Raw genomic sequence first — 21,909 nt, 5'->3', positions numbered from 1 at the left:
CTAATAAGGAGCCGAGAGAAAATTTGGTTAAAGATAGCGTTTGGTTAAGGAGTTATTTAAACAGAAAGTCAAGGTTCATGTGTTGTTCTATCGCATCCGCAATACGGTTAATACCTTGTTCTTTCAATGCTTCAAAATCTTGCTGTTTGACCTGAGTGCCATTCACCCACTCAGTAATGAGGTTTAGCGCTTCCGCTTCGTCAAAAAATCCGTGCAAGTAGGTTCCCATAATTTGGCCACATTCACTAATGGCACCGTCACATTCTCCGTTGTCGAGTTCAAGCGGTTGTTCGTCAAGTACCCGGCTTCTACCAACATGAATCTCATAACCTTTCACCTTCGCTTTTTGGTTATTGAGATTGAGCACAGCTTCAGTCTTGGTGAGCTGTTTACTACCAGTCAGCACGGTATGAACATTCAATAGTCCCAAACCTTCGCTTGAACCCGGTTCACCTTCTACACCGTCTGGATCATCAATCGTTTTACCAAGCATCTGGTAGCCACCACAAATGCCCATTACTTTTCCACCTAAACGAATGTGGCGCAGAATGTCTTTATCCCAACCTTGGCTTTTTAGATATGCCAAATCGTCTCGTACTGATTTCGTTCCCGGTAAAATGATGAGATCGGCTTTATCGATCTTCTCACCTTTCCCAACATAGCGAAGATTAATGTCGGGATTTAAGCGTAAAACATCAAAGTCAGTATGATTGCTAATGCGCGTTAACACCGGAACAACCACATTTAACTTAACTTCAGAGTTCAACTCCTGCTGTGCAGTAATGGCGTCTTCGGCTTCTAGGTTCAAGCCGTGCAGATATGGCAACACGCCTAAAACAGGCTTACCCGTTTTTTCTTCTAGCCAATCCAGACCTGATTGCAGCAAACGAATATCGCCACGAAAGCGATTAATGACAAACCCTTTTACTCTCGCCTGTTCAGATTCAGAAAGTAACGCCAATGTTCCGTATAAATGCGCAAACACACCGCCACGATCAATATCCGCAACAATGATCACTGGCACATCGGCTGCTTCCGCAAACCCCATGTTTGCGATATCGCCTTCTCTCAAGTTGATTTCCGCTGGGCTACCAGCACCTTCGATCATGATCGAATCAAACTCTTTAGTCAGCTTAGAAAACGAATCCAACACCGTGTTCATGGCCACTTTTTTGTAGTCATGGAAACTGGCGGCATCCATATTCGACAAAGCTTTACCTTGAAGAATGATCTGAGCACCTGTGTCGCTATTTGGCTTAATCAAAACCGGATTCATGTGCACAGTTGGCTCAATATTACACGCCTGAGCTTGAACCGCTTGAGCTCGTCCAATTTCACCGCCATCTTTGGTTACGGCACTATTGAGCGCCATATTTTGTGGCTTAAATGGGGCAACATTTATCCCTTTTCTGGCTAATACACGGCATAAACCTGCCACAAGCACACTTTTTCCGGCATCCGAGGTGGTACCTTGAACCATTAACGATGGAATTGCTGATTTCATGAACATTTGTAAGGAGTAAAAGAAGATGAACAATCATAACGTTATCGTCAGTCCTGACTCAAGCAAATGAATGGAATATGAATGTTGAAATCATCATTGGTTCAAACTCGGTTTGTTTTAATAGCACCATCGAAAACAAACACACATAGGAATCAAACATCATGAAAAAAACAATTATCGCAACAATTGCAGCATTGACTATTGCCCCATCTATCGCACTTGCAAAAGATCACAATCAAACCCCATCTAACGTGCAATTTGGCGGCCCAGTTACCGTCGAAAAGTTAGATACGCTATTGAAAGATTCCAATATGTTCACAGAGAAAGACGTAGTAGTAGAAGGTAATTTACTCCGCCAAGTTCGTGCTGATACGTTCATTTTTAGCGATGGAACCGGTGAAGTTATGGTCGAGTTAGACGATGACATTCGCCTAAATTCTCCGATTGACCAAACCACCAAAGTTCGCTTGTTTGGTGAGTTCGAAGGTGGCAACAAGCCAGAAATCGAGGTTGAGCAATTAGTCATTATGTAAGGTAGTCACAAATTTCGCTTTATATCAGCATGATGTAAGAAATTGTGTCTGTTAACAGATGACGGCAAGCACTTAAAATGATAGCTTTACGATTCTTGGTCTGCTTTTTGCAGACCATTTTTTTGTTCATTTTAATCATCTTGCCCGGAGACGCCATGCTAGGTAAAGCTCTAAAGGTTGCAGCCATTGGTTTGTGTGCTGTTTTGCCACTATCCGCACATGCAAATAATTTCAACTACAACATGATGGAATTTCGCATGGGCACTAGCCCTGGTACTTTTGGTGGCGAGTTCACTACGTACTTTACAGAAAACACCCACTTTGTTGCGCGCGCTGACAGTGAATTCAGTGGTGACTGGGATGTTGCTGGTGGTATTGGTTTCAATGGCCCTGCTGGTCAATTTGCTGATATTTACGGTCAGATGTTGGTACATAACATCAAAGAACACGGCAGCGATAAAGTTGGCGATGAGTGGCGCACAGAGGTCAACATCGGTACTCGCATTTGGTTTATGCAAAATTTAGAACTTCACGCGCGCCTTGGTCAAATCATGGATAACGACAACGCCAATACGATTTACAACGTTGGTGCTCGATTCCACTCGACACAACAGCTATCTTTAGGCGCAGATTTCAAAAACAACGGTGTTTATGGTCAGCAGATCGTAATGTCTGCCCGTTTCGCGTTCTAATGTTGATTCAGGCCAATCTAATTTCTCTGTAAGATAAAAAGGCCTCCGTTTTGGAGGCCTTTGTCGTATTAAAACTCTTATTTTTTGGTCGACTTTGTTGGTTTGTCTTGAATGTACTTTTTAGACACATCCACAACTGCGATATCTCTGAAGAAGCTTCGGCCTAAGAGAATTGGAAACTTCATGTGATCGCGGTCAGCTAGAGTAAACTCCGTCTTCTCTTTGTAATCGCCAACTTGGATATAAGCGACAACAACAGCGCGTTTATCTACTTCATCAGAAGATGACTGCTTCACCTTAGCCCAACGCTCAACAGGCACTTTGAACTCTTTGCTCGTCTTACCATTGATGTCGATTTTAAACTGAACCCAATCTTTACCATCACGCTCAAAAGGCACGATTTCCGTCGCACTGATTGAAGACGTTGTTGCACCGGTATCGACTCTCGCTTTAAACGTCTGGTCAATCGCGGGCACATAAACCCACTCTTCTGAACCCAAAATCAGCATACCATCAGGTGTTTTTTGCACCTTCACAGGTTTTTTTGGTTCTGGTTTCTTTTCAGGCTTTGTTTCCGGTTTAGGTTTCACCTCAGGCTTAGGTTCAACCTCTGGCTTCACTTCTGGTTCAACCGTCACCGGTTGTTCAACTTTTGGTGTTTCTGGCTCAACAGGCTCTGTGGTCGTTTGAGTTGACGTACAAGCAATTAAACTGCCGCTCATCATAAGCGGCAGAATCAGTTTCCAGTTATTCATCCACACTCCAATTAAGGTTGAGATATTTTCTTAATTGCGTCAGCTACGTATGGAATATGAGTTTCGGTTAAGCCAGCGATGTTAATTCGACCATCGCCAACACCATAAATGCCATAATCTTCACGCAGTTGCGCCATTTGGTTTTCACTAAAGCCTAGCACAGTAAACATGCCTTTGTGACTCTCAATGAAGTCAAATTGATCTGTATTATGGTTGTTTCTCAATTCGTTACACAAACTTTGACGAAGGCTGACCAAACGTTGTTGCATTTCGCTCAACTCTTGCTTCCAGACAGAAGTCAGGTTCGCATCTTGCAGAATGGTTTTCACTAAAGCAGCACCATGGTCGGGTGGCATCGTATACGTAGAGCGCGCCAACGTTAACAATTTGCCTTTCGCGTTAGTGATGTCTTGCGTGTTCTTACCCACAACAATAGCAGCACCAGTACGTTCGCGGTACAAGCCAAAGTTTTTAGAACAAGAAGTTGTAATCAACATCTCTTCGACATTATCCGCCATGTAACGAAGACCTTTTGCGTCAGCTTCTAAGCCGTCACCAAAACCTTGATACGCGATATCAACAAATGGCGTAAAACCGTTCTTTTGAGAAAGTTCTGTAATAGCTTGCCATGCGGAAAAGTCGATGTCTGCGCCTGTTGGGTTGTGACAACAACCATGCAGTAGAACCACATCTGTCGGCCCTGCTTTAGCAAGATCATCCAGCATTTTTGCAGTGTCGACTTGTTTCGTTTCTGGCGAGAAATAATGGTAGAACTTAACTTTAAGCCCAGCAGCTTCCATTACTGGCTTGTGGTTCACATAGCTTGGATTCGAAATCCAAACCGTTGTATCTGGTTGTGCGACCTTCATTAGGTCACCCAGCATACGCAGTGCACCACTCGCTCCTGGCGTTTGAATTGCAGCAACACGATCCATCGCTGACGTTCCCGTCAGTAGAAGATCAATCATGCTTTGGTTGAATTCTTCACAACCAGCAAGACCAACGTAAGATTTGGTTTTTTGAGTTTCAACAACGACATCTTGAGCCATTTGAATGGCTTTCATGATCGGCGTTTCGCCTGCGCTGTTTTTGTATACGCCAATACCAAGGTCAACCTTGTTTGGACGTTCATCGTTACGGTATGCAACGGATAAAGATAAAATTGGATCTAATACGGGAGTTGGTAGATTAGAAAACATGAAAGTCATAACCCTTTGAAATTCAAGTATCGAACCTCACGTTAACACTATCGTTAAAAATGGCGAAATGATTTTTCACTTATTTCATCAATTAGAGGAGAATATTCTGAGAGCCAAGAGGTTCTGTGCGCCCAATCGTTCACAAAAAGTACGAATCACTTCTCAGGATCTCGCTCTATTCTTCCATTTTGTCTGAACTCTCTTGGCGTCATGCTCGACCACGCTTTGAAGCGCGTACTAAAGTTTGCGCTGGTTGGGTACCCGACAATCTCACCAATATGTTGAATCGGCCACTCTGTTGAACGAAGTAAACGCGCGGCATACTCCATTCGCATGCGCATCAAGTGTGCCATCGGGCTTCGACCAAATTGTTGCTGCGTTAAACGATGTAAATGGGGCTCCGAACATGGATAGAGTGCCGCTAACTGCTCAACGCTCCAGTCTTTATGTAATTGACGCTGAACGAGGTCAAATACGCGGCGAAGTTTAAGCTGATTGCGAGAAACAGATTCCGAAGACGGCATATTCAGCATCAATTCCAGTTGCGCTGCGCTGTGAGCACCGACCGCACTGCCGTAATCAATGGACAGATTTATGCTACGAAGCAATGTCTGAATACATGAATACATCACTTCCGGTGCAGGTGTTAGTTGATAGCTGATGTTTTCTCCCACCATCGACCACTCTTTATGTTGGGAAAGAAATACCCAAGCGATTTGCCACGTTTCATATTCCATTCCAAACCCATTTTCAATCCCCGCAGGCACGACCACCAGCGATCCGGGTTCAAGCTCATAACGGCACGCCCCACTTTCTAACCAACCTTTACCCCGCACAGTATAAAGCAGCATGTGTTTCTTCTGGTTCTTGCGATAAACGGAAAAGAAGTCACGGCAAGTCGCGATCCCACACTGCACAATGCCTCGTTCTTCCAGTGCAAGCACTCGCGTGTGATCAATGAACTCTTGATAGGTTTTCTCTGAGATGGTGTAGCGCTCTTGCTTTTCTTCCATGTCGGTGGCTCGTACTGTGAGTCATCGCGTTTTTACAATGACAAAATTTATTTGCGGGTGTTAGTTGAGAGTTTTGCAAAAGTTTTGGATGCCTTTGAAAAATACAACGCGAAATCATGGGGATAAACTACTCGCATCAATCTTTAAGGAGAAATGCGATGCTCTTAACACGCGAATACATCGATAAAGCATTTTGGCAAAAGCTGATTGCGATTGGCCTCCCTGTTTCACTGCAATCCATGCTTTTTGCGTTGCTCGGCGTCGTGGATATTTTCATGGTGAGTCTACTCGGCGAATCCGCAACAGCTGCGGTCGGTGTCGGAAACCGCATCTTTTTCTTCAACCTTGCGGTCGTTTTTGGCCTGTGTGGTGCGGTAACGGTGCTGGCTTCTCAATATTACGGCTCAGGGAATATGGCGGGAATTCGCAGAACGTTGGCGCAGTCTTGGTGTATTTCCATTTTAGTGACACTGCCATTTATTGTTCTTTATGCGATTTTTGATGAAGAGATCGTCTCTTTCATGTCAGACGATCCTGAATACGTCACTTATGCACGTGACTATCTTGTGGTTACGGGCTTTAGTCTCATTGCAACGGCGATAGTGGTACCGATTGAAGCGGTATTGCGCTCCGTAGGCCAAACCAAACTGGCAACCAACGTTAGTATCTCCGCCATTGTTGTGAATGTCGTGCTGAACTCCGTTTTGATTTTCGGTTTATTTGGATTTCCTCAATGGGGCGTATTTGGTGCAGCAGTCGGTACTTTTGTTTCTCGATTTTTCCAAACTGCGGTATTGATTTACTTTTTCTGCAAACGTTATGCGCACCTGATTCCGACCAAATTCGATTGGGCACAAGGCCGTTTAAAGCAGTATCGTCAAAAATACTTTAAGGTTTCTCTACCCATGTTGGTCCACGATGCGCTCTGGACTGGTGGACTGATCGTTTACAGCATCATCTATGGTCAATTGGGCGTTTCAGAACTTGCGATCATCTCATTCTTGTCGCCAATTGAAGGTGTACTGATTTCAACCTTTATGGGCTTTGCGGTCGCTGCATCCGTTCTTCTTGGGAATGATATTGGCGCAAAACATTATGATCGGGTCGAGAAAACAGCGTGGTGGTATGTGTTAACCAGCGCAATCTTAGCTACCTTGCTGTTTTTCCTAGTGTGGTTAAACTCGCCTCTGATTCATCACTTGTTGGTATTGAGTCCATTAACCGATGCAGACATGGCACTTAACGTATGCTTAGTCATGGCGCTGGGTATGATTTTGAGAGTGTTTAACATGGTGGGGATTGGCGGCGTACTTAAAAGCGGCGCAGATATTCGCTACAGTATTTTTATTGATACGTTCGGCCAGTGGGCTATTGGTATTCCCCTTACCTATTACACTGGGATGGTACTTGGGCTGCCTTTGCATTTTGTCTTGATGTCGCTGCTAGCCGAAGAGTTCGTAAAAGGCGTGCTGACGACTTATCGTATTCAGTCTAAACGTTGGATAAACAATATGGTTGAAGATGACCACGTAATGACAGTGTAACTCAAACTAACTCAATAAACTCACACCAAAAGGGCTTACCCGTTATGTACGCGTGAGCCCTTTTTATGTCTGGAGAATGCTTGGTTAGATGTCCGTAAAGCGATGAATGATTTGGTTTGAACTGCCACGCCATTCGAGATTGAGGTCTTTCTTGTCTTGTTCAAACTTACCATCAATCAAAACGTCGATGTATTGCACCACTTCTCTTTGCGTGTCATCCAGTTCAGCCAGCGTGTAGCCTGTCCAAACCCAGATGTCTTTGCCCGGACACTCTTCTCTCACCCTTTTCACGATCTTTAGAATATGAGGTACATTAGCAGGATGAAGCGGATCTCCTCCAGACAACGACAAGCCACGGCGTTTAATGCGCGTGTCATTCAAGTCATTGATGATCTTGTCTTCCGCTTCTTGCGTGAACAACACCCCCGAATCCAAGCGTTGCGTCGACTGGTTATAACAGCCACGACACTGATGCACGCACCCCGACACAAACAATGTGCAGCGCGTACCCGGTCCGTTAACAACGTCAATTGGATAATATTGGTGGTAGTTCATAATGCGTCTCTTTGTTGTCGCGAAAAAGAAAATCAACCTAAAGCAGGTTGATTTTCAAAGTGTTGAATCGAGTGGTAATTAACCTTATAGGTGTTTCACTCGACGTTTAACTTCTTCTTGTTTGCCGAAGTTAAACGGACGTGCATCTGGGCTGCCCAAGTAGCCACATACGCGACGTGTCACCGATACTTTGGTTGAATCGTGGTTGCCACAGCTTGGGCAAGTAAAGCCTTTGCTTGTACATTCAAACTCACCGGTGTAACCACATTCGTAACACTCATCAATCGGAGTGTTGGTTCCGTAGTAAGGAACGCGGGTGTAACTGTAGTCCCACACGTTTTCTAGCGCTTCTACGTTACGTTGCATGTTCGGGAACTCACCGTAACAGATGAAGCCACCGCTTGAGATTTCTGGGTAAGGCATCTCGAAGTCGATCTTGTCGTAAGGGTTAACCTTCTTCTCAACATCCAAGTGGAAGCTGTTGGTGTAGTAACCTTTGTCTGTTACGCCTTCAATCAAACCAAACTCTTTGGTGTCGATGCGGCAGAAACGACTACATAGGTTTTCACTTGGTGTTGCGTACAAGCTAAAGCCATAGCCAGTTTCGTCAGCCCATTGGTTCACCGCATCTTTTAGATGTTTGATGATCGCGACCGCTTTTTCACGCAATACGGCATCATCGTAAACGTGCGCTTCAGTACCAAACAACGCGTTGATAGTTTCATGCACGCCAATGTAGCCTAGAGAAATTGACGCACGGCCGTTTTTGAAGATTTCTGCAATCGAATCGTCCGCTTTCAAGCGCACACCACATGCACCTTCCATATATAGAATTGGTGCAACGCGCGCTTTTACGTTCTCTAGACGAGAAATACGCGTTTCCAGTGCTTTACGAGCAAGACGTAGACGATCATCAAGAAGTTCATAGAACTTCGCTTCGCTGCCTTTTGCGCGAAGTGCGATACGTGGCAAGTTCAAGCTAACTACACCAAGGTTGTTACGACCTTCATGGATAAGTTCGCCATCCTCTTCGTAAGTACCTAGGAAGCTACGACAACCCATAGGTGTTTTGAATGAACCCGTTACTTCCACGACTTTGTCGTAGTTAAGAATGTCTGGGTACATACGTTTTGAAGCACACTCAAGTGCAAGTTTCTTAATGTCGTAGTTTGGATCTTCTGCCTTGTGGTTTAGACCGTCTTTAATACCGAACACCAATTTAGGGAATACGGCGGTTTTACGGTTTTTGCCAAGACCAGCGATACGGTTTTTCAAAATCGATTGCTGAATAAGACGAGACGCCCAGCTTGTACCAAGACCAAAACCAAACGTAACGAATGGCGTTTGACCGTTTGCCGTGTGCAGTGTATTTACTTCGTACTCTAGCGATTGGAATGCGTCGTAACACTCTTTCTCGGTGCGCGCTTTAGCGAACTCTTCTGGCTCGGCAATGTTCCACTCTTTCGCGATCTCTAGGTGCTTCTCATAGCTTGTCATAACGTACGGAGCAAGCACTTCGTCGATACGGTTGATTGTCGTACCGCCATAAATATGGCTAGCTACTTGCGCAATAATTTGCGCCGTTACGGCAGTCGCAGTTGAAATCGATTTAGGCGTGTCGATTTCTGCATTACCCATTTTGAAGCCGTGCGTTAGCATGCCTTTCAAATCGATAAGCATACAGTTAAACATCGGGAAGAATGGCGCGTAATCCAGATCGTGGTAGTGAATGTCACCCACTTCGTGTGCTTGAACCACATCTCGAGGCAGGATGTGCGTTTTCGCGTAGTGCTTCGCCACGATACCCGCTAAAAGGTCACGCTGAGTTGGGATAACTTTGCCGTCTTTGTTCGCGTTTTCGTTGATCAAATCAAGGTTACTTTCTTCAATCAAGCCTTCAATTTCACGAGTTAGTGCACTTTGCTTTTCACGCGCGATGTCGCGATCATGGCGATATTCAATGTAAGAACGTGCTAGAGCTTTGTAAGGACCTTGCATGAGTTCATTCTCGACTAAGTCTTGAATCTCATGGATGTGAACTTCATCGTGATCTTTTAGCTGTAACTCGACAGCAAGAGCGACATTAAGAGCATAAATGGCGACATCTTTATCTTTGTTTTCCGCTGCCGCTTCAACTGCTGCTTGGATACGATCCCTGTTGAACGGAGCTCTTGAGCCGTCACGCTTGATTACGATTGGTTTCACTTTCTTCTCCTTACCCCAGCATACTCACAGAGTTATCCACAAACACACTATATGGGGTTATTTTTTATTCTGCTAACACAATATATTGTGGCGTATTTAACGAAAAGCACCACTTGAAAACATTGATTTTGATCAATAAAGATCGGCTAGCGGACAAGAACAAATCGATCTTATTGGTACTGATCTCAGTTGCGAAGAAAACCGTGAAAATTGCAAAATTGGAACTAAATCTACTTGCTTTTTTGGGATGTCTTATAGAATAAAGGTTGGAAAGGAATACGCTAAAAACCAGGAGTGAAACAAGCCAATATGCGATCACTATTTGTTACTGCCTTATTAATTTTTAGTTCAACGTCACTTGCTCAAAACTCCATCAACTTAACCAGTTGGAATATAGAATGGCTGTCTATAAATGGAGATAAGGTTTCGAGAACCAGTGACGATTTCGTCAAACTCAACCAATATGTGGATAAAACTCAAGCCGACATCATCGCCTTTCAGGAGGTCGACTCCAAAGCCGCAGTTCAAAAAGCTGTAGGCGATGGCTACGCGATTTATCTCTCTGATCGAGCTCAATCAAACAATAAGCACCTTCAGTTTTCTGATACCAATCAGTACACCGGTTTTGCTGTGCGCAAAGACATTGAAGTGTCTGACCCAGCAGACTTCTCAATCACGCGTGGTAATAGCAAGTTGCGCTTTGCCAGCTACATCGTCGTTAACCCAAGTCAAAAGGACGAGCTTCACCTGCTCTCTGTGCATCTAAAAGCAGGATGCAGCGGAGCGTATAAAAACAGTCGTGATTGCCAGACACTGAGTCAACAAGGAGAAGCACTTGCGAAATGGATGAGCGAAAGAGAAAAGAAAAAAGAGCAGTACGCTGTAATGGGCGATTTCAATCACAACTTGTCGTATCAACGTGATTGGTTGTGGGCGATCATGACGCTCGGTAACGATGCACAATTGGTAACGCGAGATACCCAAGCCGATTGCAAGGTTCGCTCAAATAAGAACCCAAGCAAAACACATCAATTTCGCTCTTTGATTGATCACATTATTGTTAGCCCGCAAATAAAAGCGAAAAACGCGCATCAAACGCTGTTCAGCTCACAAGATGTTTTGGATTACAAACTGAGTGACCATTGCCCTGTAAACGCAACGGTAACGCTTAACTGAACGAACAAAATAGCCCAGCATGATGCTGGGCTATTTTATGTTGTTTGCTAGATAGACGTTTAACTAGTTAACAAGAGAAACCGTTCTATCAAAGCGCTCTTGGATTCAGCAGCACTATGTCACCCTGCTTTAACCCAGTTCGCACTCTCCCCAACTCTCCAAGCTGAATAAGCCGAGTTTCTACCTCACCGCTGTCTTGCACCACTTTTACGTAGTCCAATTGGCCAACTTGGTAAACCGCCTCTTTTGGCACGCGAAGTATGACATCGTCGGTCAAGGTCAACGCAACTTTGGCGTATGTACCTGGATAGATAGCCGTTGGCGGCTCAAATTGAAGCTTTACGGTATAACTGCGCGAGTTGGCATCTGCCGACGGCGTCACTTCTTTTACTGCCGCTTGCGCGTTGAGGTTGTAAGACGGAAAAACAACGTCCACTTCTTTATCATAAGTCACATAAGGCATGACAGACTCAGCAAAGTTCACCTCTATTTCCAACGAGTTTGGATTGTACATTGATAAAAGCAAAGCCCCCGGCGTCGCGGTATCACCTTTGTTGATGGGCTTTTGCGTGATCAAGCCATCAAACGGCGCAGTAATAATGCTGTAGCCAAAGGTCGTTTCCGCCTCAGAGACCGCCGCCTGCGCTTTATTAAAGTTGGCTTGTGCGGTTTGCAACGCACTTTCCGCTTGGTCAAATTGCGATTGAGGGATCAGCTTTTTGTTTAAAAGCGCTCTGACACGAGAAAACTCCTTTCTCGCCGCATTGAGCTGCGCTTGTGCAGAGGATAAAGCCTGCTCACTTTGACGAACTCGCGCGTCGAGATCATCGCTTTCTAGCCGCGCCAACACGTCTCCTTGCTTCACTCTATCGCCAACCTTCACCAATACCTCCATCACCGATGCCGTTAACCGTGCAGCGATATCGGCGTGCTGCTCTGCAACGACGACGCCCGGAAACTCTCGAACAACCGGTTCGCTGGTTAACATCAGTTGATGTGTCTCTGCATTATTTACATCAATCTGGTTAGTTTTCGCGTCATGTTCGGTCGGCAACTTTTCTGTAAAAAATCCAGCCATATAGAGAAAAAGAAGCGCGAGTATGGCAAACAGAATCACGCCTAACCATTTGGTATCTAATTTCATTGCTCTTCCTCCATCTGAGGTAATCCATGTCCTTTGGTGTTTTGGTATGCAAGGTTGTAAACCACCGGAACCACAAGCAACGTAAAGATGGTCGAGGCGGTAATTCCGAATATGATTGCCCAAGCCAAACCGTTAAAAATTGGGTCTAACGTAATCACGACATTACCCAGTAACGTTGTACCCGCGGTCAGTAATATTGGCCGCATACGAACAACACCAGATTCAATCAACGCATCATGTAGGCTACGACCTTCAGCCAGCGATTGCTGAACAAATTCAATCAAAACGAGTGAGTTACGCACCACAATCCCTGCTAGCGCAATCATGCCGATCATCGCGGTCGCCGTGAACAGAGCTGGATTCGGGTAATTACCGATGTCACTGCTTAACACATTCAAAATCCAGAACCCCGGCATAATCCCAATCACAGTCAGAGGTATCGCCAGCATGATGATGCCCGATACCGCAGGTAAACCAGTTTGAATCAACATCACCACAAATACGCCAAGCAGCGCTGCGCCATAAGCAATGCCTAAATCGCGGAATACGTCCACTGTGATTTTCCATTCCCCCTCACCACTCCAAACCACTTCGATGTTGTCTGGCAAGCTCCAATTGACACCAGCGCCATTGCTCAAGTACGTGCGATCTTGCCAGTGACGATGCACATCTTCCGCGTGAGTTGTATCTTGGTCAGCCATCACATCGGCAATCACTTCACCCGGAACACGCCCAACTACCTCGGCGTAGACATACACAACAGGCTTGAGGTTTTTATGGAAAATCGGTTTGTCCGCTGCACGTTTCACAAAATGACCGACTTCAGACAACTGCACGATAGGCTGAGGAGCATCCACAACCGCCCCATTGGATTCTACTTTTGCAATGCCCGGACGGCCTCGCACATAAAGCTGCTCTAGTTGATTCAGGTTATCTCTGTCTTCGCGTCGGAGCTGCACTTCGATAGGTAGTGGGTCCACTTCTCTTGGATCGGCGATATAACCGAGCACTTTGGCGTTCGCGGCGGTAATAAGCGTGTTATTGATATCAGCAACAGAAACACCGGACAGCGCCGCTTTTTCTTGATCAACGATGAATTGCCACGTTTCTAAATCACCTTGGATGCTGGTATCCACCTCAGAAACCAACTGTTCTTTGCGAAGCCTATCCGCGACTTTCTCTGCTTGAATCATCAGATCTTCATAAGATGTCGCTTCATCACCGTAAACTTCTGCCGTAATGGTGGCGATAACAGGCGGGCCTGGCGGCACTTCGACTAGCTGCACGTCAGCGTCAAACTTATCTGCAATCTGCTCTAAATCCGCCCTGAGTCGTGTCACCAGTTCGTGTGATTGCATTGCGCGGCGATTCTTCTCTGCAAGAACGACTCGAAGCTCGCCTTGGTATGGTTCGCTACGCATAAAGTAGTGGCGCACCATGCCGTTGAAATCCATTGGGGAAGCGGTGCCTGCAAACCCCGACACACTTGTCACTTCCGGCACCGTCATTAAATAGTCCGTAAAGCTCGACAGCGCGTTGGAGGTATCCACAAAGCTTGAAGACTCTGGCATGTTTAATACCAATTGGAACTCATTTTTATTGTCATAAGGCAGCAACTTGAGTGGAACTAAGCGAAGTGCTGGCAACAATGCTGCCAAGACGAACAACAAGGCAACCAAACCAAGGAAAAGCCATGCTTTCTTGCGACTTTCAAGTAGCGGAATCAACACTCCACGATACAAACGATACATCGGCGAAGATTGGATGTCATAGTGGCCGTTTTCCTCAGCACCTTTGAGTAGCTTCTTGGCAAGCCAAGGCGTGATCATAAACGCGACAACGGTACTAAAGATAACGCTGATCGGAACGTTGAACGCCAGTGGTGCCATGTAAGGCCCCATCATCCCAGTGATAAAAAACATCGGCGTAAACACGATCACGATTGCGACCGTCGACATTAACAAGGCGCTACGAATTTCTGCCATGGCGAGAACAATCGCGTTGGTTCGTGTTAGATTTTTGCGTTTGAGGTAGCGTTCAATGTTGTCGATACTCGCGATCGGATCGTCCACGATCAAACCTAGCGCCAAAATCAACGCAAAGAGTGTGACTCGGTTGATGGAATAGCCAAATGCCAAGTCCATCCCGAGCGCGGCACCATAGCTAATCGGAATCGCGATACCAACCACCAATGCGCTTCGCCAGTTCAAGAACAAACCGACAAACACCACGACCGTTAGAATAGAGATGCCAAGGCTTGATACCAAGTTGTTTACTTTCGCATTCGCCGTTTCGCCATAGTCACGAATGACTGCAACTTGAACTTGTGGAGGAAACTGCTCTGATTGAAGCGCCGCCAGTTTATTCCGAACAGACTGAGCGACGTTAACCGCGTTCGAGCCTTTTTGTTTAGCGACAGAAATAAACACCGCTGGGTATGCTTCATCGTGGTTTTTATCGCGATACCAAGTATCGGATGTTGCCTCACCTTCACCGTCGTAAATACGCGCGACATCTTTCAAATAAACGGGTTTACCATTGAGCACCGCGATAACAAGATCGCCAACCTCTTCTGCGTTAGTCAGAAACCGTCCCGATTCCAATGTGTAATTTTGCTCGTTTACGCGAATGTTCTTGCCTTGGGTTTTGCTATTACTGAGCTGAATGGCCTGTTCGAGATCATCAATGGTCACTTTGAAGTTTGCCATCGCAACGGAATCAAGCTCTATCTGGATTTTTCTCGGCTCACCGCCAATCACTTCCACCTTGTTGGTGGCATCCAATGATTTAATGCCTAACGTGGCTTGGTCTGCAATACGTCTCAGCTGATGGCGATCGAGAATGTCTGGATCGGTGGAATAAATTGCGGCAACAACAATGGGTACATCATCGATTTCAACAGGCTTTACAAGCCAGTTAGTGACAGAAGGAGGAACTTTGTCTTGGTTGGAATAGAGTTTGTTATACAGCTTAACCAGAGCATCTTCGCGGTTTTCGCCGACATAGAAACGAACGATGACTTGCGCAGCACCTTCCATGGACGAGGAATAAACGTATTCCACACCGTCAATTTGGCTAACAAGCTTTTCTAATGGTTCAGTGATTTGATTTTCGACTTGAGAAGCGCTGAGTCCGGGAGCCGAAACCAATACATCTGCCATCGGCACAACGATTTGCGGGTCTTCCTCTTTCGGGGTCAACCACAAGGCTGCGGCACCGACCACAAGCGCGAGTAAGATCATGATCGGAGGGAAAAAGCTGTTCATCACAGACTGAACAAAACTTCGCTTTAGTTTGTCGGGCATCCTTTCCCCTCCATATCAGATTGATTGTTTACGCGTTCGCGGTTTTCATCTTCTTCGCGTTACGGTTAGTAATGATCGCTTTCGCGAACAGAGACCCAACTAACATCGCAAGGAAGAACACTACAATGCTCACGTTGCCTAATGCCAAACTCGCAACTGCAGGGCCAGGGCAAATACCTGCCAAACCCCAACCTAAACCAAAGATCGCCGCACCAGATAACAAACGTCCGTCGATGTTCTTATTGGTTGGTGTGCAAAACGCTTCACCGCTAACTGATTGTTTTCTCGGCTTGATGATTAAAAAATAGCTTGGCATGAATACCGCGAGTGCGCCGCCCATCACAAAAGCCAAACTTGGGTCCCAACTGCCAGAAATATCTAAAAATCCAATGACTTTAGCTGGGTCGATCATGCCGGACACCGCCATGCCCATACCGAATAACACACCGCTCAAAAGAGCAGAAAAACGAAAAATAGTCTTGTTCATGGAATCTCTCTTAAACTAGGTGAAGTCGAACGAATACCGTTAGGCCAGCGACAGCCATAAATACACAGGTCGCCACAATAGAGCGCTTAGACAAACGGCCCATGCCACAAATGCCGTGTCCGCTAGTACATCCGTTACCCAGTCTGGTCCCGATTCCTACCAATAAACCAGCGGCAATCACCATCCCTAAAGAAAGGTTCGCGGTACTAGGAACCGCAACGCCCAACATCAGAACGCTAATCAAGCCACCAGCTATCATTCCAACCGCAAAAAGCAATCGCCACGAATAATCACCTTTTTTCGGTGACATAATGCCATTCATAATTCCACTTATTCCGGCAATTTTACCGTTAACCAACAACAATATAGTGGCGGAGATCCCTAACAAAATGCCACCAAACAACGATTCCCATGGAATAACGTTTAACATTATTTACCTCTAAAATCTTAGCTACGAATTAGTTACAGAAAACGCCATGAAGCGCTTTGATTAATGACTCAACCCTTGGTTCTGACAACGAATAAAACACTTGCTGTGATGCCTTACGAGCCGTGATCAATTTGTGTTTGCGAAGCACCGTTAAGTGCTGTGAAAAGGCGGATTGGCTAAGGAACGAGTTCTTTTGCAGTTCCCCAACACCAACTTCACCTTGGGTCAGTTGGCACAACACCATTAGCCTTTCCGGATGTGCCATTACTTTTAGGAGATCAGCAGCTTCATTTGCATTGCCTTTCATTGCTGCTACATCCATATCTGTATAGCTCATGACTCACCTCTACATTAAAAACTAAATTAGATATTACTAAAACAACATATTTAGTCAACACTAAATTAGTAATTGTGAATTTAGACAAATTAACATTAGACATTTCTAATTTAGTTAATTATAGTGATGAACATCAAAGGATGGCGTTCTCAGTTTGAGAGTACGAAGGAGAAGAGTTATGACGTTAGAAAATGCAGTACGAGTTTTTGCAGGCACGATGGTATTGGTCTCGGTCATACTAACCGTGTTCGTTCACAGTAACTTCATTTGGTTCACCGTGTTTATCGGCGTTAATCTTATTCAAAGTGCTTACACGGGAATCTGCCCTGCTGCTTATTTTTTAAAGAAATTTGGTTTTAGATAATCTAGAGCGTAGTGACCTTTCACACAGGCTATTCGTGAAAGGTCAGCTCGCCCTAAAACTTGGAGTTAAAAATGACTAAGATCTTAATCGTCGGTGGTGTTGCAGGTGGTGCATCTGCGGCGGCGCGTGCTCGTCGTCTAAGCGAAGATGCCGAAATCATCATGTTTGAACGTGGCCCATTCGTTTCATTTGCCAACTGTGGCTTGCCTTATCACATCGGCGGCGATATCCAAGAACGCAGTAAGTTACTACTACAAACGCCAGAAAGCTTTTTAGCACGCTTTAACGTTGATGTTCGCGTGATGAATGAAGTGGTATCTATTAACCGACAGGACAAAACCGTTACGATCAAAAACCTGTTGGATGAGTCTGAATACGTAGAATCATACGACTTCCTACTGCTTAGCCCAGGTGCAGGCCCTATTGTTCCGCCAATCCCAGGCCTCGATAACCCGCTCACCCACTCGCTACGTAACATTCCAGATATGGATCGCATCATCGAAACGATCCAAATGAACAAGCCAGAGCATGCGACAGTTGTTGGCGGCGGTTTCATCGGTTTAGAAATGATGGAAGCCTTCCACCAACTTGGCATTAAAACCTCTCTGATCGAAATGGCAGACCAAGTCATGACGCCAGTAGACCGTGAAATGGCAGGTTTTGCTCATGCAGAAATTCGTGACAAAGGTGTCGACCTCAAACTTGGCGTCGCGCTTGAATCTGTGAAATTCGTACCTAACGAACACGTTGCAAGTTTCGACTCTGGTGAGAGTGAGAAACACCAACACCTAGAAGGTGAATTGGAGTTAACACTGAACAACGGTGAAAAACTCACTACCGATATTCTGATCATGGCAATCGGTGTACGTCCTGAGACAAAACTGGCGCAAGAAGCTGGCCTTCAAATTGGCGCACTAGGCGGTATTTACACGAACGAATACATGCAAACCAGCGATCCTTCGATCTACGCTGTCGGCGACGCGATAGAAGAGAAAGACTTCGTTACAGGCGAGCAAACTCTAGTGCCACTTGCAGGCCCGGCAAACCGTCAAGGCCGTATGGCAGCGGACAATATGCTCGGCCGCAAAGAAACCTACCAAGGCACACAAGGGACAGCGATTTGTAAGATCTTTGACCTTGCAGTAGCTTCTACCGGCAAAAACGAGAAGCAACTAAAACGCGCTGGTATCGCATACGACAAAGTGTACGTGCATACAGCAAGCCACGCGAGTTACTACCCTGGTGCCGAAGTGGTGTCGTTCAAAATGTTGTTCGACCCACAATCAGGCAAGATTTTAGGTGCTCAAGCAGTTGGTAAAGATGGCATCGATAAACGCATCGACGTTATGGCTGTTGCACAACGCGCTGGCATGACGGTTGAACAACTGCAGCATCTTGAACTGACTTACGCGCCACCTTACGGCAGTGCAAAAGATGTGATCAACCAAGCAGCATTTGTGGCAAATAACATCATCAAAGGTGACGCAACGGCGATTCATTACGATGAAATCGACAACCTGACTGAAGATCAAATTCTCCTCGACGTCCGTAACCCGGGTGAATTGGAGTCGGTTGGTTATCTTGAAGGGGCAATCAACATTCCGGTTGATCAGCTGCGCCATCGTATGGGTGAACTACCAAAAGACAAAGAGATTGTGATTTACTGTCAAGTAGGCTTGCGCGGTAACGTGGCATACCGTCAACTCGTCAACAACGGTTACAAAGCTCGTAACTTGATTGGTGGTTACCGTACTTACAAGTTTGCAAAAGCGTAATGTAATCTTCGCAAACATTAAATCTGTTTGATTTGAGAAATAGAAACGGCTGATACATATATCAGCCGTTTTTCTTATCCCGAATATTGTAGTGCTGGTTTGGTAACTATTCCGTTTCCACCAAAGCGATCTTATCGGATGTCGATTTTTCCAATTTGATCGCAATAAACTTGGAGGTTGGCGTAAATGTTCTATCCCCATAACTATCTAAAGGAACTAATGGGTTTGTTTCTGGATAGTAAGCCGCCGCCTGACTTGCTGGCACATCATAGGCAACAAGCGTAAATCCGCTCACGCGACGCTCAACGCCATCTTCCCATAATGACACCATGTCCACTTTGTCGCCCGGTTCAAAACCGAGTTTACGAATATCCGCTTCATTGATAAACAGCACTTCGCGCATACCAAATACTCCACGATAACGGTCATTCAAGCCGTAAAGTGTCGTATTGTATTGGTCGTGTGAGCGCATGGTTTGCAAGATCAAATCTGGCTTTTGGCCTTTTTCGAGTATCGCTTCGCTGATCAACTGCTTCGGCAACTCGCTAGAGCTGAACTGCGCTTTGCCGCTTGGTGTGTTCCATCGACGCTCAGCAGCTGGGTTTACCAAGTGGAATCCACCCGGGTGTTTAAGCTTATGGTTAAAGTCGGTAAAGCCCGGAATCGTGTCGGCAATCAAATCGCGAATACGGTCGTAATCTTCAATCGCCCACAACCAATCAATTGGTTTTGCCCCGAGTGTAGCATTGGCAATACCGGCAATAATCGCTGGTTCTGAACGCAAATGCTCCGAACGCGGTTTTAGCTGACCAAATGAGATATGTACCATGCTGAAAGTATCTTCAACCGTCACACCTTGTGGGCCCGTCGCTTGCTGATCAATTTCAGTACGGCCTAAGCATGGAAGAATAAGCGCATCTTTACCTGTGACAAGGTGAGAACGATTTAACTTCGTCGAAATGTGTACGGTCAAATTACAGTTTCGCATCGCGTTGTGCGTACGTTCTGTGTCTGGCGTAGCTTGTGCAAAGTTACCGCCCAAACCGATAAATACTTTCGCTTGCCCTTCTTCCATCGCTTTAATGGCTTGCACAGTGTTGTGGCCTTCACCACGCGGGACGGCAAAGTTAAATCGACTTTCAATGCGATCCAACAACAGATCTGAAGGTTTTTCATCAATGCCCATCGTACGGTCGCCCTGAACGTTACTGTGACCACGCACTGGTGAAAGACCCGCGCCCGGCTTACCAACGTTACCTCGTAACATTTGCACGTTTGCGACTTCTTTAATGGTTGGCACAGAGTGACGATGCTGAGTCAACCCCATCGCCCAACACATGATCACACGTTCTGCACGTCGATACATGCTCGCCACCATCTCGATTTCACTTAAATCAAGACCCGACTGTTCAGCGATGTGTTCCCAAGAGGTTGCGTCCACTTCAGCCAAATACTCATCAATACCTATCGTGTGTTGTTTGATGAATTCGCGGTCAAATACCGCTTTGCCACCGTTTTGCAATGCCTCGCGCTCCCATTGCAACAAGAATTTCGCGATGCCACGAAACACTGCCATGTCTCCGCCCAAAGCAGGACGCAAGTACGCCGTGTTTGTAGGCTCTGAGCCGTTACTCAACATCTCAATCGGCATTTGTGGGTTTTGGAAACGCTCTAATCCGCGCTCTTTCAGCGGGTTTAGACAGATAACCTGTGCACCACGTTTTACCGCTTCGCGCAGAGGTTCAAGCATTCGTGGGTGGTTCGTGCCCGGGTTTTGACCAATCACAAAAATCGCATCAGCTTCTTCAAAATCATCAAAGATCACTGTGCCTTTACCAACACCAATGGTGTCTTTCATCCCGATTGCACTGGCTTCGTGACACATGTTGGAACAATCTGGGAAGTTATTGGTACCGAATGCGCGCACAAATAGCTGATACAAAAACGCCGCTTCGTTGCTTGCACGGCCAGAGGTATAAAACTCCGCTTGGTGCGGTGAATCCAATTGATTGAGATGTTTCGCGACAAGTGCAAAAGCCTGATTCCAAGAGACTGGCACATAGTGATCGGATTCAGCATCGTATCGCATTGGGTGGGTGATACGGCCTTGGTATTCCAACCAATAATCGGTTTGCGTTGAGAGAGAAGAAACGCTGTGACTGGCAAAAAACTCAGGATCAACCAGACGATTGGTCGCCTCCCAGTTTACCGCTTTCGCGCCATTTTCACAGAAATTGACTTTACCACTATCTGGCGACTCACCCCATGCACATCCCGGGCAGTCGAAACCGCCATTTTGGTTGGTTTTGAGCATAGTGCGAATGTTTTTAACTGCATTTTCACTGCCCCACCAACTTCTGGTTACGGCTTTCAGTGCACCCCAACCACCAGCTGGACCTTTGTATGTTTTTATTTGTTCTTTTTGGCTCACGACTTTACTCCTCGCAGATATACCAGCAAGCAGGGTGCCCGTGAAAACAAGCGCGTTATTTATTGAGATAATGCGGAAGTATTGAAGGGCTTAGGTTTCTAATCCATGTATTTTTTAATCCAAATAAGTAACCACTCAACATGCTCTCGCTTGTCCGAGCGTTTACTTATCTAGATTCTTGATATCGGATACCCGCCTACTGTTTCTAAGACTGTTAGATTCAATTTGCATTGTTGCGTCTTGATCTAAATCAAAGATTAAGTCGTTATTCAATATGCGTCCAATTGATAATCCTGACCGAGTGATAAACAAAATCTATGACGATTTTTTCCACTGACGGTCATCACATTTTTAATCAATACAATTTATGAGGTTAATCGTTTTCCCATTCGATTCCACCTAGTTCGCTTAACGAACTCAATAAAATCGGCCCTCTTGATAATAGATAATATCTATCACA

At 45.7% G+C, this 21,909-nt stretch carries 18 protein-coding genes; 6 read left to right on the top strand and 12 right to left on the bottom strand.

What is annotated here, in order from left to right; translation table 11 throughout:
• Positions 1-52: 52 nt before the first annotated feature.
• Positions 53-1,504, bottom strand: coding sequence for a cobyric acid synthase (locus UF05_RS14295; RefSeq protein WP_025587111.1), 1,452 nt, complete (start codon positions 1,502-1,504; stop codon positions 53-55).
• Between the two features lie 161 nt (positions 1,505-1,665).
• Between UF05_RS14295 and UF05_RS14290 the strand changes: the two genes are divergently transcribed.
• Both UF05_RS14290 and UF05_RS14285 read left to right on the top strand, forming a co-directional pair.
• Complete coding sequence (locus tag UF05_RS14290) at positions 1,666-2,037, top strand: YgiW/YdeI family stress tolerance OB fold protein (protein WP_020842156.1); 372 nt, start codon at positions 1,666-1,668, stop codon at positions 2,035-2,037.
• 155 nt (positions 2,038-2,192) lie between these two features.
• Entirely contained in the window at positions 2,193-2,729 is a 537-nt protein-coding gene (locus tag UF05_RS14285) for a hypothetical protein (protein WP_005460944.1), read from the top strand.
• 77 nt (positions 2,730-2,806) lie between these two features.
• Here UF05_RS14285 and UF05_RS14280 read toward each other — a convergent pair whose 3' ends face one another.
• The 3 genes from UF05_RS14280 to UF05_RS14270 form a co-directional block, all read right to left on the bottom strand.
• Positions 2,807-3,484, bottom strand: a complete 678-nt coding sequence (locus UF05_RS14280; protein ID WP_005498901.1) for an ATP-dependent zinc protease family protein — start codon at positions 3,482-3,484, stop codon at positions 2,807-2,809.
• 11 nt (positions 3,485-3,495) lie between these two features.
• Entirely contained in the window at positions 3,496-4,683 is a 1,188-nt protein-coding gene (locus tag UF05_RS14275; protein ID WP_005460937.1) for an amino acid aminotransferase, read from the bottom strand.
• A 155-nt stretch (positions 4,684-4,838) separates the two neighbouring features.
• On the bottom strand, positions 4,839-5,696 hold the full coding sequence (locus UF05_RS14270) for an AraC family transcriptional regulator (protein WP_045545398.1): 858 nt from the start codon (positions 5,694-5,696) through the stop codon (positions 4,839-4,841).
• 158 nt (positions 5,697-5,854) lie between these two features.
• Here UF05_RS14270 and UF05_RS14265 point away from each other — a divergent pair, with 158 nt between their 5' ends.
• On the top strand, positions 5,855-7,240 hold the full coding sequence (locus tag UF05_RS14265) for an MATE family efflux transporter (protein ID WP_045545397.1): 1,386 nt from the start codon (positions 5,855-5,857) through the stop codon (positions 7,238-7,240).
• An 84-nt stretch (positions 7,241-7,324) separates the two neighbouring features.
• On the opposite strand, the gene nrdG is transcribed toward UF05_RS14265, so the two are convergent.
• Both nrdG and nrdD read right to left on the bottom strand, forming a co-directional pair.
• Positions 7,325-7,795 (bottom strand): anaerobic ribonucleoside-triphosphate reductase-activating protein, encoded by a 471-nt coding sequence (gene nrdG, locus UF05_RS14260; protein WP_045545396.1) that lies wholly within the window; start codon positions 7,793-7,795, stop codon positions 7,325-7,327.
• Between the two features lie 84 nt (positions 7,796-7,879).
• A complete protein-coding gene (gene nrdD, locus UF05_RS14255) occupies positions 7,880-10,000 on the bottom strand; it encodes an anaerobic ribonucleoside-triphosphate reductase (RefSeq protein WP_020842161.1) in 2,121 nt (706 codons plus the stop codon).
• Positions 10,001-10,309: 309 nt separating this feature from the next.
• Here nrdD and UF05_RS14250 point away from each other — a divergent pair, with 309 nt between their 5' ends.
• Positions 10,310-11,176, top strand: coding sequence for an endonuclease/exonuclease/phosphatase family protein (locus tag UF05_RS14250; RefSeq protein WP_025794132.1), 867 nt, complete (start codon positions 10,310-10,312; stop codon positions 11,174-11,176).
• An 88-nt stretch (positions 11,177-11,264) separates the two neighbouring features.
• Here UF05_RS14250 and UF05_RS14245 read toward each other — a convergent pair whose 3' ends face one another.
• The 5 genes from UF05_RS14245 to UF05_RS14225 are packed head-to-tail and all read right to left on the bottom strand — an operon-like array spanning position 11,265 to position 16,879.
• Positions 11,265-12,320, bottom strand: coding sequence for an efflux RND transporter periplasmic adaptor subunit (locus tag UF05_RS14245; RefSeq protein ID WP_045545395.1), 1,056 nt, complete (start codon positions 12,318-12,320; stop codon positions 11,265-11,267).
• Positions 12,317-15,625, bottom strand: a complete 3,309-nt coding sequence (locus UF05_RS14240) for an efflux RND transporter permease subunit (protein WP_045545394.1) — start codon at positions 15,623-15,625, stop codon at positions 12,317-12,319. Before UF05_RS14240 ends, UF05_RS14245 begins: the two co-directional genes overlap by 4 nt.
• 28 nt (positions 15,626-15,653) lie before the next feature.
• The gene (locus UF05_RS14235) at positions 15,654-16,112 is read right to left on the bottom strand and encodes a YeeE/YedE family protein (RefSeq protein WP_005460965.1); all 459 of its coding nucleotides are present in this window, start codon (positions 16,110-16,112) and stop codon (positions 15,654-15,656) included.
• 10 nt (positions 16,113-16,122) lie between these two features.
• Entirely contained in the window at positions 16,123-16,542 is a 420-nt protein-coding gene (locus tag UF05_RS14230) for a YeeE/YedE family protein (protein WP_005394547.1), read from the bottom strand.
• Between the two features lie 28 nt (positions 16,543-16,570).
• Complete coding sequence (locus UF05_RS14225; RefSeq protein WP_005460911.1) at positions 16,571-16,879, bottom strand: ArsR/SmtB family transcription factor; 309 nt, start codon at positions 16,877-16,879, stop codon at positions 16,571-16,573.
• 178 nt (positions 16,880-17,057) lie between these two features.
• Between UF05_RS14225 and UF05_RS14220 the strand changes: the two genes are divergently transcribed.
• Both UF05_RS14220 and UF05_RS14215 read left to right on the top strand, forming a co-directional pair.
• Entirely contained in the window at positions 17,058-17,243 is a 186-nt protein-coding gene (locus UF05_RS14220) for a YgaP family membrane protein (RefSeq protein ID WP_005460908.1), read from the top strand.
• Positions 17,244-17,314: 71 nt separating this feature from the next.
• Positions 17,315-19,018 carry an FAD-dependent oxidoreductase gene (locus tag UF05_RS14215; protein ID WP_005498910.1) on the top strand — a complete coding sequence of 568 codons (1,704 nt, stop codon included), beginning with the start codon at positions 17,315-17,317 and terminating at the stop codon, positions 19,016-19,018.
• Between the two features lie 106 nt (positions 19,019-19,124).
• On the opposite strand, the gene UF05_RS14210 is transcribed toward UF05_RS14215, so the two are convergent.
• Positions 19,125-21,449, bottom strand: a complete 2,325-nt coding sequence (locus UF05_RS14210; protein WP_045545393.1) for an FdhF/YdeP family oxidoreductase — start codon at positions 21,447-21,449, stop codon at positions 19,125-19,127.
• Positions 21,450-21,909: the final 460 nt, after the last annotated feature.

This window comes from Vibrio sp. S457-15, from assembly GCF_000960545.1.
GTDB classification, from domain to species: Bacteria; Pseudomonadota; Gammaproteobacteria; order Enterobacterales; family Vibrionaceae; genus Vibrio; species Vibrio parahaemolyticus.
This window is presented reverse-complemented; position numbering and strand designations above follow the sequence as displayed.

What these genes read in the sequence shown, in the direction of transcription:
- UF05_RS14295 (WP_025587111.1), bottom strand. Translation starts at nt 1,504, where the DNA reads ATGAAATCAGCAATTCCATCGTTAATGGTTCAAGGTACCACCTCGGAT.
- UF05_RS14290 (WP_020842156.1), top strand. Translation starts at nt 1,666, where the DNA reads ATGAAAAAAACAATTATCGCAACAATTGCAGCATTGACTATTGCCCCA.
- UF05_RS14285 (WP_005460944.1), top strand. Translation starts at nt 2,193, where the DNA reads ATGCTAGGTAAAGCTCTAAAGGTTGCAGCCATTGGTTTGTGTGCTGTT.
- UF05_RS14280 (WP_005498901.1), bottom strand. Translation starts at nt 3,484, where the DNA reads ATGAATAACTGGAAACTGATTCTGCCGCTTATGATGAGCGGCAGTTTA.
- UF05_RS14275 (WP_005460937.1), bottom strand. Translation starts at nt 4,683, where the DNA reads ATGTTTTCTAATCTACCAACTCCCGTATTAGATCCAATTTTATCTTTA.
- UF05_RS14270 (WP_045545398.1), bottom strand. Translation starts at nt 5,696, where the DNA reads ATGGAAGAAAAGCAAGAGCGCTACACCATCTCAGAGAAAACCTATCAA.
- UF05_RS14265 (WP_045545397.1), top strand. Translation starts at nt 5,855, where the DNA reads ATGCTCTTAACACGCGAATACATCGATAAAGCATTTTGGCAAAAGCTG.
- nrdG (WP_045545396.1), bottom strand. Translation starts at nt 7,795, where the DNA reads ATGAACTACCACCAATATTATCCAATTGACGTTGTTAACGGACCGGGT.
- UF05_RS14250 (WP_025794132.1), top strand. Translation starts at nt 10,310, where the DNA reads ATGCGATCACTATTTGTTACTGCCTTATTAATTTTTAGTTCAACGTCA.
- UF05_RS14245 (WP_045545395.1), bottom strand. Translation starts at nt 12,320, where the DNA reads ATGAAATTAGATACCAAATGGTTAGGCGTGATTCTGTTTGCCATACTC.
- UF05_RS14240 (WP_045545394.1), bottom strand. Translation starts at nt 15,625, where the DNA reads ATGCCCGACAAACTAAAGCGAAGTTTTGTTCAGTCTGTGATGAACAGC.
- UF05_RS14235 (WP_005460965.1), bottom strand. Translation starts at nt 16,112, where the DNA reads ATGAACAAGACTATTTTTCGTTTTTCTGCTCTTTTGAGCGGTGTGTTA.
- UF05_RS14230 (WP_005394547.1), bottom strand. Translation starts at nt 16,542, where the DNA reads ATGTTAAACGTTATTCCATGGGAATCGTTGTTTGGTGGCATTTTGTTA.
- UF05_RS14225 (WP_005460911.1), bottom strand. Translation starts at nt 16,879, where the DNA reads ATGAGCTATACAGATATGGATGTAGCAGCAATGAAAGGCAATGCAAAT.
- UF05_RS14220 (WP_005460908.1), top strand. Translation starts at nt 17,058, where the DNA reads ATGACGTTAGAAAATGCAGTACGAGTTTTTGCAGGCACGATGGTATTG.
- UF05_RS14215 (WP_005498910.1), top strand. Translation starts at nt 17,315, where the DNA reads ATGACTAAGATCTTAATCGTCGGTGGTGTTGCAGGTGGTGCATCTGCG.